The organism is Chamaesiphon sp. (genome assembly GCF_041738855.1).
In the GTDB taxonomy this organism is placed as follows: Bacteria; Cyanobacteriota; Cyanobacteriia; order Cyanobacteriales; family Chamaesiphonaceae; genus Chamaesiphon.
Window position 1 is genome coordinate 16,174 of the sequence record NZ_JBGSPA010000096.1, and the last position, 13,229, is coordinate 29,402.

The following is a 13,229-nucleotide window of genomic DNA, read 5'->3' on the forward strand; positions in this document are numbered from 1 at the left end:
GCAAATAGCACAAAAGGCGGTGACTAAAAAATATAATTTTAGCAAGATGCTGAGGTCGGTACTGCGACTATTTGCATCTCAATTCTCAATAATTTGCCGCGTTCGATCGCAAAGGAGACACGGCAAATATTCTCGTAACGTTAGATTTTCAGCACCTAAAAGCTAAAAGTAGTTCGCAAAGCACCAATTACAACACTGCTACTATTTGCATCCTGATTGGGTGCTGTCAGGTAGATAATCCCTGGCGTGATACTGAGATTGTCATTGACTTTAAACTGATAAAATCCCTCAATATGTAGTCCAGTTTTAGTGTCCGTCGTATTGTTGCCAGTAGCAGGATCGATACTAGAAGCAGCAACGCGCGGCTCTTGCCCAACCAGGAACCCAGCTAAGTTCCCCTTACCACCTAGATCCGGTGCAGCGGCTGTAAGTGCCCAGTTCCAGATCTGTCTGTCGCCACCCGCTGCTTGATTTTGGGTATAGCCAGCCCAACCACCCAGAGCTAACTGAGGCGATAACTGAAAGGAACCTTGCAACCCGAAGTTATTACTAATTCCACCTAAATTAGCATTTATGCTACCCGTACCTGGATCTGAATTAAAAGTCCGCGTGTAAGTCACAGCAACTTTAGAATTTTCTCCCGTCTGAAAACCGATCTGAGCGAGGGCACCAAACCCACCACCTAGCAATCCATTTCCTGGGGCTGGATCGTTACCATTACGCGCTAGATAACCCACGCTGAGTTCAGTTTTGTCGTTTAACTTGTGCCGAATGCCGACACCTTGACCTTGGACTGTATAGTAAATCGAGGGACGATTACCGAAGGTGGAAATCGAGCCGCTATTCCCATCGCCATCAAAGTAAGGATTGATGGTGTCTGTAAAGTCATCAGCGGCACCAGCATTGGCGGCGACGACTACCTGTGTTTGTGGGGTCAGCGGAAACTCATATTTAAGTGCATCAATGCCGATACTACTATTGGTTGTACCGTCAGTCCAAGATAAACTGCCTTCATTGGTAGAGACAGCACTAGTACCTGAATTAGCATTTTTGGTGGACAAACCCAATCCGACTGCTTGGAGCCGAGTGGTGAGAATGCCGCTACCAATCTCGGTTTGGAGTTCGAGCCTAGTTCGATTTCCAAAGGCTGTATTGCGTGAGTAATCACCAGATAGAGTGCCAGTTGCCCCAAAAATTACCGATCCTTTCAGTTTGGTATTTAAGGAAAATTGGTTAGGAGCTGGAGCTGCTGGAACTGCTGTCGGTGGGGCTGTGGGGGTAACGGGTGGTGTCGGCGGAACTGCTTCGGTAGGTGTGGAGGGGGCGATTGGAGCTGGCGGGGGAGTTATTTGAGTGAGATTTGTTGGAGCGGCGATAGTTGATGAGGTAGTGGCAGTTGTTTTTGCTTTAGACTTAACTTTGCGCTTGAGGCGTTTTTTGTTCCTAAGTGCGATGAGCTGGTTGGGGCTGTGTAGATCGAGTGTTGAATTGAGTGAATTGGATGCCAAGATGGTGTCTGCGGCTTGGGCACTAGTAATTAGCAATAATGTTGCTATTAGGCTACCTGATGTAATTGAAAGCCAGTTTAGTGTTCGGTTCAACATATTTAATCCTGAGATAACTAAGTAACAAGGGGCGATTGAGATGTGTATGCTAGTATCGATCCTGGTGCGTTACGGCTTACGCCCAACACATTCTACATCAACATAGCCGATCGTTTAGGATTGCTATATTTCAGGTTTGATTATTTTTACAGCACGATACTCGCGAAACCCTCTACTAGGGGATTTCACGATCGAGACTAATCTGTGTTAATAATTGGACTGAGGATGTGCTGAAATTAAGTGTTAGATAAAATCGCGCAACATCTTTTTGATTTCGATCGTATGTAGCTCTTCATTACCAATCATCGTTCGCGCGAACTCTTCGAGATAAACACTTGCATCCTCGACGATATCGAGGAGTTTTTTATACATTTGCAATGCGCTTTTTTCGTGAGTCAGACTTTCTTCTAAGATGTCTTTGACAGAGTGCTTGTAGGTTTCTTCCATCGGTGCAATTTGCAGGGATGGATGACCCTCTAAGCCAGTTAGAATTTCACCAACTTGCTGGGCGTGGAGTAGAGATTCTGTCGCTTGGGCTTTGAAAAAATCCACAATTGGAATCCGGTTGGGGCCTGTAATCATCAGTGCATAGTGTGTATATCTCACTACTCCAGCTAGCTCAAATTCCATCAGCGATCGCAGCACGTCGATCGCTTTGTCTTGGTCTAAATCTTGCATAATCTAAAAATTTAAGTTAATGAGTAACGGCGGTGGAAACCTGATGCTGCAAATAAGCACCAATTTTTTCGATGAAATTAGAGCCGATCGATTCCGGTTGTACATCGATCGGGAAATGCTTGGCTAAAAGTGCTGATACTTGAGTAGGTTGAATTTGGCGGTAGTGAGTTTTTCCAGGTAATATTGCTCCGGCTGGGTTAGTGACGATCGCGTGTGGTGCTGCTTTACATTGATGGAGACATTTTACTGTCTCAATTTCTACTCGATCGGTGAGATCGTGGCGATCGAGATATGTTTGCATGGCGTGACAGATCCCCTCGCTCCCCCGTCGCCGACAGCTTGAACCCTGACACACTTGAATTTTTGTTGGTAAGACGGGGCTATTGGCTGCTGGGTAACGCTCGATTGTGGGCGGTACTGGCGCGGTGAAACCACTCTCCAGCGGCGACTTCATTTGTGGTAGAGTCAATAACTGTTTGACTTTAATCTCGATCTCACCTGTAGCGCCGATCCGTTCTTGGCTGAGTAATGTCAGCCAGATGCCTGGTTGCCAATCCTGAATTTGCGGGCGGAGACTTTTAGCAATTTTGACTAGTTGTTCGCCATTGGGAGTGGCTAATCTGATGTAACGGTGTGGTGTGCGATCGTCCCCCCAGCCGAGAAAATGACCTGTTAGCGATCGAGTAAGTTTTCGCTGGTGATTGCTCATAAATAGTGCTTTCTAAAGGGCCTTTTTTATAGTTACTGATAATTATTCTTACTATTTTTTTAAATAGTGGCGACGATTAATTCGCCATGAAATATCGATCGTACAATAGATCTAGATTCTCAGCCTAACTTCCAGATTGATTTAGCCCGTCTGGTCACTCATTTACCAGATCGCCAACTATACAACGGCTTGCATTCTCCCGCCACACCAGGAACAACTGCACACACCTCAAATTTGCTAGTCAAGAGATTTATTTTGGTTTCCTCAGTTACTGTTACTATATCGGATCGGCAAGCAAATGACAATAGTTTGCAACTAATTTGAAAATGGTAAACCTATTCGCGTTGCGCTCGTCGATGAGTCGAACTTAGCCCAATCCAGTTGGGATGTCAGATTTAATTTCAGTAATTTGATTGCGATCGTCTACCATCACTACCTTTGGCTGGTGATTTTGAGCTTCCACGTCGTTGAATTGGGCGTAGCTCATGACGATCGATTTATCCCCTTTAACGCCCAGTCTAGCCGCTGCACCATTCAACTCGATCGATCCAGAACCAGGTGCAGCAGCAATCGCATAGGTAATAAACCTTTCGCCATTATTTACATTGACAACATGCACTTGCTCGTAGGGTACTATGCCCGCAGCAGTCAGTAACAGCTCGTCGATACTAATGCTGCCCATATAGTTGAGATTAGCATTTGTAATCGTGCAACTGTGAATTTTAGCTGCTAGTAACGTGCGCTGCATAAGTTAGGAGTTGGGAATAAGGGATGAGGGGTTAGGGATTTGTTGGAACGAGAAATCAAGCCCGAATCCAACAACAATCCACCTGTACAGGTAGGAAAGTCACCCCCTGCATGTGATGCAGCTATTAGTTGTTATCTGCTTGGTAAAAATGGGAAAAAATTGGTAATTTGCCGGGTCCCATTTTCCCATTGCTTATTTCTTCGCCGCCGCAACGCATTCTTGAACTAGAGGCATTACCGCATCAATATCTTTCCAGCCGAGGATTTCGGTAACTTTTTTTTCGAGATTTTTATAAGTCTTAAAAAATTCAGAAATTTCATCCAAGCGATGTTGAGCAACGTCTTTGAGCGACTTTACATTAGCATAGCGGGGATCTTTATCGGGGACACAGAGGATTTTCTCATCCCGATCGCCACCATCGATCATTTCTAGCATTCCGATCGGACGTGCAGCAATTACACAACCTGGAAAAGTCGGCTGATCCATCATCACCATTGCATCGAGCGGATCGCCATCATCACCCAGTGTGTTGGGGATGAAGCCGTAGTCGCAGGGATATTGGACTGAAGAAGACAACACGCGATCGAGTGCCATCGCATTCATGTCTTTATCAAATTCGTATTTATTTTTACTCCCAGCGGGAATCTCGATTAAAACATTGATAATCCCGAATTTAGGTTGAGCGGGAATGAGCGTTAAGTCCAAAATAAAATTCTCCAATTCAAACAAGCTAGGGGAAGTAATCCCCTAATTGCATTTTACTAGGGATTGGGAATTGGATAATAGCTATTTTCGAGTCCGAATATTGTTTTTTAGATCATTCGGGTAACTCTGCTGTCGTGGAAGTAGGTAAAGCTTGAACGCTGCTAGCTGGCGAGTAGTGAACGATCGCCGCGACAGGTAAGATCAGTGTAAAAATCGCGATCGCACTTCCCCAAAACTCTCCCCATCTGCGTCGAGGAGGTTCGGTTTTGGACTTGCCAGGGGGGATTGATGCCATGTGATAAATGTATTTAACTCAATATTGGTGCTGACCGCTGAACTAACAGTCGGTCTAAATCGCACCACTACATCTATTGTACCCAACAACTGGTATAGGGTTGTTACATAGCTCACAATTATTTGTATTTACGGTGATTTTTAGCAAAATTTCTCGATTATTTCAGCGCGATGGGACGATCTAACTTACATAACCTATTTGAGATCTTTCGGTGAGAAGCTAATCGGCAACGATGAGAATTTGTATGGTGCGAGTTTTACTTGTATGGACAGAACCCGGATCTGGGGGTTCCGACCCCCAGACCCCCCGTTGAGAGGCGGAACGCCGCCCCTCAAACTCCCCTGCGTATGGATGGCTTGTGTGAAGCTTAGAGCGGCATTCACTCCACTTTAGTACACGGATCTGTAGGTTGGGTAGAGCAAGGCGAAACCCAACAGCCCCAACTCACGTTAAAGATGTTAGTCTGCGTCGGCGGACTTCGTATGAAGAGCAGGGGTTAGAAACCGCTGAGGTTATCAATACAGCACTTTCCAGCTATGTGGAGTACATAAACATTATTGAAAGGCTGACTGAATAAAGGTTGAGTGTACTTCATGAACAAGGAAAGTGCTGTAACAACTTTGGTTATCTACGCTAAATTCCGATCGCTCTGAGCAATTGCTACCGTTACACCATTACCAGCGATCCGAAGTTTTTGCTTGTGGACTAGTAAAGTCTTGGTTTGTGCCGCACAAAGAGCCGCTGCTTCAGCTACACTGGCAGTCCCGACTAATTCTGATACCAATCGCGATGGACGATCGACAATGACGGAATTTAGCCGTTCTGGGCGATAAGTTTTTAAAAACAACCCCGACTCACGACAATAATCGAGCAATCCCGCCTCATTGGCTTTGCGATCGAGTGTTGCAATCCCCGCAATTGTGGCAAGATCTAGATCGTGCTCGGTAAATACTGACTCGATCGCTTCCTGGATGACTAATTTAGACACTCCCCGCTGACAGCCGATCCCTACCCACAGATATTTGTTCGCATCATTGCAGGTTTGGATGGGTATCCCAGCACAAGTCAATCTCGATTTAAGCACCCGCTCCATCACATCCGCCATCGCAAATAATATGTCAAACGAAGTCACTGCAAAAACTCTATATCTAGTTGGTACACCGATCGGTAATTTGGGTGATATGACAATGCGGGGGATTCAGGTATTGCGGGATGTAGATACGATCGCGGCTGAGGATACCCGCCACACTGGTAAATTACTCCATCACTTTGAGATTAAGACTCCGCAAATCAGTTACCACCAGCATAACGAACAACAGCGCATTCCCGAACTGATCGGTCAATTGCAAGCAGGTAAATCGATCGCCCTAGTGACAGATGCGGGGATGCCAGGGATATCCGATCCTGGTTATCTGATTGTCTCAGCTTGTGTTGCCGCAGGGATTCGCGTCATTCCCATTCCTGGGGTAACTGCGGTAATTACGGCTGTGAGTGCTTCGGGATTGCCGAGCGATCGATTTGTATTTGAAGGCTTTTTACCAGCCAAAGGACAGGAACGGAAGGGGCGATTGGAAGCAGTTTCAGGTGAAGCTCGTACCCTCGTATTTTATGAATCTCCCCACCGTTTGCGCCAGACTTTAGCAGACTTTGCGACGACATTTGGCACAGAGCGACAGATTGTCATCGGTAGAGAATTAACCAAACTGCATGAGGAATTTTGGCGAGGCGAAATTGGTGCGGCGATCGAGCATTACACCCACACCGAACCCCAGGGGGAATACGCGATCGTCATTGCGGGTGCCCCTGTCAGCCACCCAACCCTATCGGATGAAGCGATCGAACGCGCCTTAATCGAATTGATGCTCAATGACACATCACGTTCTCAAGCCAGTCGCATCGTCGCCGAACAAATCTCTCAATCGCGACGATATGTCTATCAATTGGCACTCGCGATCGATCTCGATGCTGCTAAATTAATTGATAATTGATAATTGATAATTATGTTGTCCCGCTGGGGATTTCAACCCCGAAGCCAGAGCTTCTGTTCGTTAAAAGTAGAATGCTCGCAGATGAGCCGGAAATTTCTGAGTAAAATAGCTGTAGATCCTTTGGTATAGTAGCCATGTTCCAATCCGAACTATACTTTGCACGGTCATAATTTGAGGTTAGGGTGTGGGGTGTGGGGTGTGGGCTGTCGGGTATGGGGACATTATCGATAGATCGTGTTTTTATCAAAAGCGCAAGCTTTGACCGTGCCAAGTATACCCAGATACCTCCCCACTGCCGACGAACTCCCCTGCTCTGACGATACCCCTGTGGATAATGAACTTCAAGAAATCATCCCTAGTTTACTTAAATCAATCCTCCAGATCTTGTGGGTCGATCGAATGGATTGGTTCTTTGGAATCGATATGGGTATTTACTTTCATCCCGAACAACCACCGATCGTTCCCGATGGCTTCTTGAGCTTGGGTGTAGAGCGATTTTATGATGAAGAACTTCGCTCTAATTATGACCTTTTGGAAGAGGAAGTCGTTCCTAGTTTCGTGCTAGAAGTAGTCTCGATTATACTTGGTCGAGAATATACTAGCAAGCTCGATCGCTATGCCAGCATGGGAGTCTTGTACTATGTCATTTACAATTCCAAGCGGCGACGCAAGCCTAAACTAGAAATTCACAAGCTCGTAAATGGTCGATATGAGCTGCAAGAGAGTAATCCTTTCTGGATGCCAGAAATCGGTTTGGGCATCGGCTACGAGCGTGGCGAATACGGTGGCTTGACGCGAGATTGGCTCTATTGGTATGCAGAGGATAACCAGCGTTATCCCACGCCAGCAGAACAAATTAGACAAGCTAAACTGCAAATCGATCTCGATCGAACACAGCTAGCACAAGAACAATCGCGATCGGCACAACAGCAAGCACAGTTAGCCCAAGAACGCGATCGAGCGACCAGATTAGCCTCTAGACTGCGAGAATTGGGTATCGATCCAGACGAAGTTTAACTATAGCAATCGCCAGATACGACAGATCCCCGACTTCTCCAAGAAGTCGGGGATCTATTGCTGTCTAAGTATCTACTGGGACTACATCATCCCCATACCGCCCATGCCACCCATGCCGCCCATGCCACCCATGCCGCCCATGCCGCCCATGCCGCCCATGTCAGGTGCCGCAGACTTAGGTTCGGGTTTCTCGACGATCAGAGCCTCAGTAGTGAGGACTAAACCTGCGATCGATACCGCATTTTGTAAGGAGGAGCGAACTACTTTAGCAGGATCGACAATCCCCGCCGCGAGTAGGTCTTCAAATACACCAGTAGCCGCGTTGTAACCGATATGATCGGCAGCAGCGCGGACTTGTTCGACGACGACGGAGCCTTCGACACCTGCGTTGTTGGCGATTTGACGCAGTGGTGCTTCGAGAGCCTTGGCGACGATCTCTGCACCGACTTTTTCTTCAGGATCGGACAAGTTCGCTTTGAAGGCTGCGACTTTATCAGCGAGGTGAATCAATGTGGTACCACCACCAGCGACGATTCCTTCTTCGACGGCTGCTTTAGTGGCATTGAGAGCATCTTCGATCCGCAGTTTGCGATCTTTGAGTTCGGTTTCGGTAGCTGCACCGACTTTAATTACCGCGACACCACCAGCTAATTTAGCGATCCGTTCTTGGAGTTTTTCGGTATCGTAATCCGAATCTGTTTCCGCGAGTTGTTGCTTGAGTTGCAGCACCCGTTTTTGGACATCACTACTACTACTATTGCTAGAAACGATCGTCGTGTTCTCTTTGTCGATCGTGATTTTAGCAGCAGTGCCGAGCATTTCCAATGTCGCAGTATCCAGGCTCAGACCGATTTCTTCAGAAATCATCTGTCCGCCAGTCAGGATCGCAATATCTTGTAACATCGCTTTGCGGCGGTCGCCAAAACTTGGAGCTTTAATCGCTGCAACGCTGAGTACGCCACGAGCTTTATTTACGACAAGTGTAGCCAATGCTTCGCCTTCGAGATCTTCGGCGATGATCAGGAGAGGTTTACCAGCACGAGCAACTTTTTCAAGAATTGGGACTAAATCTTGAATCGAGTTAATTTTTTTGTCGGTAATCAGAATCAGCGCATCGTCAAATTCAACTACCATCCGCTCTTGGTCTGTGACCAGATATGGTGAGAGATAACCGCGATCGATCTGCATCCCTTCGACGACTTCGAGTTCGGTCGTCAGCGATTTTGATTCTTCGACTGTGATCACACCATCTTTGGTGACTTTATCCATTGCTGCGGAGATCATCTCGCCGACTTCGGCATCGTTCCCAGCCGAGACGCTAGCAACTTGCGCGATGCCTTTGCCTTCAACAGGTGTCGCTAGTTTGGCGATCTCTGTAACTAACATTGCTACAGTTTTGTCCATCCCACGCTTGATACCGATCGGATTGCTACCTGCGGCGACATTTTTTAAGCCTTCGCGGATCATCTCTTGAGCGAGGACGGTTGCTGTAGTGGTACCATCTCCAGCCGCATCTTTAGTCTTGGAAGCAACTTCTTGAATTAGTCTGGCTCCAGTATTTTCTAACGGGTCGGACAATTCGATTTCTTTAGCGACGGTAATCCCGTCATTAACGATCTGAGGTGCGCCAAATTTCTTTTCTAACAGGACGTTTCGTCCCTTGGGACCCAAAGTAATCTTGACTGCATCAGCCAAGGCGTTGACACCCCGTTCGAGCGCACGACGGGATTCTTCGTTAAACGCTATAATTTTTGCCATATTCTTTTTTTGTAATCATCTCTTCCAAAATTTAGCACTCTATGACTAGGAGTGCTAAACGGATTTTGGTGCATCTGTGTGCGGTTTCCCGAACTAATGGAGTTTGACACTGGTACGAGAGTAAATGCAACAACGCTAATTCGAGTTACTCCCTTCCTCCTCAAGAACTAGACAATCTCGATCTATAGTCGGTCATTTATTTACCATTCACCATTCACCATTCACCATTCACCATCCACCAGCCACTACTTTAGATGTCTAATTTGATACTGGAAAGGTAGTAATAAAAAACCCCCAGGCATGGCTAGTCTATCGGATAGAAACCAACTATGCTTGGGGAGATTGATTCGGAAGACAACTCAAATTGAGGAAGTCATACCAAAAGAATCAAAAGTTGAACACACAAACACTCTGTATTTGTATTTTACTCTTGTCAATAGGTAGTTTATGGCTAGAAAAGTATGTAAAAAGTAGGATAAAAGGTACGATATCTATAATCAATCAGCCCAAAATCGAATTATGGATGCCGATCGAGCGATAGCAATTATTAAGGCAGTGATGGCTCCCAAATCTCTGAGTGTAGTTCAGATCCAGATTATTCGCGGAGTCATTGCTGGAAATAGCTATCAAGAAATCGCGGCAACCGGAGCCGAATCGATTTGGCAGAGCCAACAATCAGCGAACGGGGCGGGGGCATACCAACGGATTGAAGCTCAACTGCCGTCTAAACAGTTGGGCATCGATCCGCAAATAGAAGAATATCAGATCGGCTATGTCAGAGAGACTGCTGCTCGGTTGTGGCAGTCTCTGAGCCTAAGATTGGAACATAAAGTGACAAAAAAGAGTTTGGCAGCAGTACTATCGTGGTATGTAAAGCAGCCGGGAGCCACACTAGCTGAGGTTCCAGCATTATTACCCAGCAGGTGCGCCGCAGATTGGAGTACTGTAAACCAGCAGCCAGAAGTCGAAACTGATATGCGTTTTTATGGGCGGACGGAGGAGTTAGCCACCCTAACTGATTGGTGTCTCCACGAACGTTGTCGGCTGATTTTCCTCATTGGGATGGGCGGCATGGGTAAAACGACATTGGCATGGGAGATCGCTCATCAGCTTGAGGGATATTTCGATCTGACAATCTGGAGATCGCTACTCAATTTACCGCCAATTACCGAATTTTGTGCCGATCTGATTCAGTGCTTGAGTCCGCAACCATCGATCGATCTACCAGACTCGCTTGAAAGACAGATTGATTTGTTAATCGCTTGTCTCAAGCGATCTCGCTGTCTACTGATCGTCGATAATGTCGAATCGATCCTCGCAGGAGGAGTCCAATCGGGTCAATATTTGCCAGGTTATGAAGGCTACGATCGATTGTTTCGGGCGATGGGCGAACTCCCCCATCAAAGTTGTGCGATCCTCACCAGTCGCGAAAAACCGCATACGATCGTGCGATCGCAGATCGTCAACCCACAGCTAGTTCGAGCGATGACAATATATGGCATCACATCCGCTGCCGGACATCAATTGATTCAATCCTATGGTTGTCCGCAGCTACCACCGCAAATGTGGCAGGAAGTACACAACCACTACGGCGGCAATCCGCTCGCGCTCAAAATTGCGGCAATTACAGCAGTAGAAATAACTGGTGGCGGCGAAAAAGTCCTCGAACTTTACCCGATGATCGAACGGGGTCAACTTCAGTTTCGCAATATCGATGATGTCTTGGATCGTCAGTTTGAGCGACTATCGGAAATCGAACAGCAGCTAGTCTATTGGCTGGCGATCGAACGCGAACCTGTGACTGGGGTAGAATTGCGATCGAATTCGATCCTCAATCCTCATGCCCCTGGAGAGATCGTCAACGCGCTCCAGTCATTATCCCGCCGTTGTATTATTACTTGTCGGGAGCAAACTTGGTCGCTCCAACCAGTCACGATCGCTTATGCCACAAACAGATCGATCGATCTGTTTGTCACCGAACTCACACCACCTTTAGTAAATCTGCCAAATTCGGATCTACAACAGTATTTTTCCCACCTCAATACCTATGCCATTATTCAGGCAAAAGCTAGAGATTATCTCCGTCATACCCAGATTCAGTTAATTTTACGACCCATATTAGCGCGATTGCTGAGTGTTGCCAACCGTGCCGATTTAAGTAACTACCTGCGGCAAATATTGAGCCAATGGCAGACTCTAGAGCCGATCCCCTCTGGCTATCTAGCTGGAAATATCCTGAATTTACTAATTGAGTTGGAGCCAAATCGCACCCTCACAGATTTGGACTGTTCCCAGTTGCCCATTCGATCGGCTTATCTAGCTGATGTCACTCTGCATCGTGTCAATTTTACCGGAGCGAGATTCGATCGATCTGTCTTTACTCAAGCATTTGGGGGGATTGTCTTTGCGCTCCACCAATGATTTGCGAGTCAAAGCAAGTTGTAGCCTAGTATTTAGCCCAGATAGTCGCCAACTAATTTCTGGTAACGATCGAACCTGTCTCCAAATTTGGGATATTGCTACTGGGATCGATCGCAAACATCTAAAGCCTAAAGCCTAACACCTAAACCTAGACCTCGTTGTGTTAAAATATTAAAGTTGTTAAGCCATGCACCGTCTTTGATTAACGTATCTGATATCGATACCCTAGCCCAGGAACTAGCTACGATTCAACAGACTGGCTCCAAAAAAATTGCGCTACTGGGTTCCCGCCACGTTCCGATTACTCATCAACATCTGATTGAGATGATGAGCTACGCCTTGGTACTATCTGGCAACCGCCTGATTACCTCTGGGGCAACGGGCACAAATTCTGCGGCGATTCGGGGCGCAATTAGAGCCGATCGCGACCTACTGACAGTAATTTTACCTCAAAGTCTGGCTCGTCAACCCCGCGAGTCTCAAGAGCAGTTACAAAATGTGATGCACCTAGTGGAAAGCCCCAACAATGATGCGCTATCTCTAGGTGAAGCCAGCGCATTATGCAATCAGGAAATTGTGTCTCGTTGTCAGCAATTGATCTGTTTTGCCTTCCATGAAAGTAGCACGCTGTTGCAAACTTGCCATGAAGCTGAAGAGCAGCGGAAAGTTGTAACTTTATTTTATTTCGACTAGCCCTTACACCTATATCCAGCGCAGGTTTCACCTAGCTTTCTGGCTGCAAGCACCTGTTTTATGAACTTCGCCAATCTTTCTACATCTACAATTTTACTCGGCTCGATCGCCGCTGCCGCAGCTCTAGTCTATTTTCCTTATCTAGTAGTCGCAATTACCCGCTTTCAAGTCGGGTTCGATATTGGTGCTCCTCGCGCAGCGTTTGACAAAATGCCAGATTATGGCAAACGGGCAACTTGGGCACATCAAAACTCTTGGGAAGCATTTATACTGTATGGTGCTGCCGCATTTATGGCCTATGTCACCAATCAAGATTCCCCAACGGTAGTCAATTGTGCGATCGGATTTACAGCCGCACGGTTATTTTATTCAATCTTTTATATCATCAATTTCCCGATCGGTCGCTCCCTGATGTTTGGAGTCGGTTCGGTGGCAATCTACACACTCATGTCAATGAGCATCATCAGCACGATGAATTAGGGGTTAGGCTTTGGGCTTTAGGCTTTAGGCTTTAGGGATTGCATGTAAGATCTAGGTTTAACTAATTGAATTTTCTTAACACCTAATACCTAACACCTAAAGCCTAAAGCCTTTCCTAACTAAGCACATATCC

At 46.6% G+C, this 13,229-nt stretch carries 14 protein-coding genes; 6 read left to right on the top strand and 8 right to left on the bottom strand.

Features of this window, described 5'->3' with window-relative positions:
* Positions 1-155: 155 nt before the first annotated feature.
* From ACEW9I_RS09325 to ACEW9I_RS09355, 7 genes are all read right to left on the bottom strand, one after another.
* Entirely contained in the window at positions 156-1,544 is a 1,389-nt protein-coding gene (locus tag ACEW9I_RS09325) for an iron uptake porin (protein WP_373540074.1), read from the bottom strand.
* A 303-nt stretch (positions 1,545-1,847) separates the two neighbouring features.
* The gene (locus tag ACEW9I_RS09330; RefSeq protein ID WP_373540075.1) at positions 1,848-2,282 is read right to left on the bottom strand and encodes a bacterioferritin; all 435 of its coding nucleotides are present in this window, start codon (positions 2,280-2,282) and stop codon (positions 1,848-1,850) included.
* Positions 2,283-2,298: 16 nt separating this feature from the next.
* A complete protein-coding gene (locus ACEW9I_RS09335) occupies positions 2,299-2,991 on the bottom strand; it encodes a (2Fe-2S) ferredoxin domain-containing protein (RefSeq protein ID WP_373540076.1) in 693 nt (230 codons plus the stop codon).
* Positions 2,992-3,358: 367 nt separating this feature from the next.
* Complete coding sequence (gene panD / locus ACEW9I_RS09340) at positions 3,359-3,739, bottom strand: aspartate 1-decarboxylase (RefSeq protein ID WP_373540077.1); 381 nt, start codon at positions 3,737-3,739, stop codon at positions 3,359-3,361.
* A gap of 192 nt (positions 3,740-3,931) precedes the next feature.
* Entirely contained in the window at positions 3,932-4,444 is a 513-nt protein-coding gene (locus tag ACEW9I_RS09345) for an inorganic diphosphatase (RefSeq protein WP_373540078.1), read from the bottom strand.
* 112 nt (positions 4,445-4,556) lie between these two features.
* Positions 4,557-4,739: a hypothetical protein gene (locus ACEW9I_RS09350; protein WP_373540079.1), complete on the bottom strand. Its 183-nt coding sequence runs from the start codon at positions 4,737-4,739 to the stop codon at positions 4,557-4,559.
* 628 nt (positions 4,740-5,367) lie between these two features.
* Entirely contained in the window at positions 5,368-5,871 is a 504-nt protein-coding gene (locus ACEW9I_RS09355) for a cobalamin biosynthesis protein (RefSeq protein ID WP_373540080.1), read from the bottom strand.
* Here ACEW9I_RS09355 and rsmI point away from each other — a divergent pair.
* Both rsmI and ACEW9I_RS09365 read left to right on the top strand, forming a co-directional pair.
* Positions 5,855-6,727: a 16S rRNA (cytidine(1402)-2'-O)-methyltransferase gene (rsmI, locus tag ACEW9I_RS09360; protein WP_373540081.1), complete on the top strand. Its 873-nt coding sequence runs from the start codon at positions 5,855-5,857 to the stop codon at positions 6,725-6,727. The two genes, ACEW9I_RS09355 and rsmI, sit on opposite strands and share 17 nt — an antisense overlap.
* A gap of 234 nt (positions 6,728-6,961) precedes the next feature.
* Entirely contained in the window at positions 6,962-7,744 is a 783-nt protein-coding gene (locus ACEW9I_RS09365; RefSeq protein WP_373540082.1) for a Uma2 family endonuclease, read from the top strand.
* 81 nt (positions 7,745-7,825) lie between these two features.
* Here ACEW9I_RS09365 and groL read toward each other — a convergent pair whose 3' ends face one another.
* The gene (gene groL / locus ACEW9I_RS09370; protein WP_373540083.1) at positions 7,826-9,502 is read right to left on the bottom strand and encodes a chaperonin GroEL; all 1,677 of its coding nucleotides are present in this window, start codon (positions 9,500-9,502) and stop codon (positions 7,826-7,828) included.
* Positions 9,503-10,021: 519 nt separating this feature from the next.
* Between groL and ACEW9I_RS09375 the strand changes: the two genes are divergently transcribed.
* From ACEW9I_RS09375 to ACEW9I_RS09390, 4 genes are read left to right on the top strand one after another with little or no spacing between them, the layout of a single operon-like run.
* Entirely contained in the window at positions 10,022-11,923 is a 1,902-nt protein-coding gene (locus ACEW9I_RS09375) for an NB-ARC domain-containing protein (protein ID WP_373540084.1), read from the top strand.
* A complete protein-coding gene (locus tag ACEW9I_RS09380; protein WP_373540085.1) occupies positions 11,907-12,062 on the top strand; it encodes a hypothetical protein in 156 nt (51 codons plus the stop codon). The genes ACEW9I_RS09375 and ACEW9I_RS09380 overlap by 17 nt, the downstream gene beginning before the upstream one ends.
* A gap of 59 nt (positions 12,063-12,121) precedes the next feature.
* Positions 12,122-12,616, top strand: coding sequence for a DNA recombination-mediator protein A (locus tag ACEW9I_RS09385; protein WP_373540086.1), 495 nt, complete (start codon positions 12,122-12,124; stop codon positions 12,614-12,616).
* Between the two features lie 60 nt (positions 12,617-12,676).
* Positions 12,677-13,096, top strand: a complete 420-nt coding sequence (locus ACEW9I_RS09390) for an MAPEG family protein (RefSeq protein ID WP_373540087.1) — start codon at positions 12,677-12,679, stop codon at positions 13,094-13,096.
* Positions 13,097-13,229: the final 133 nt, after the last annotated feature.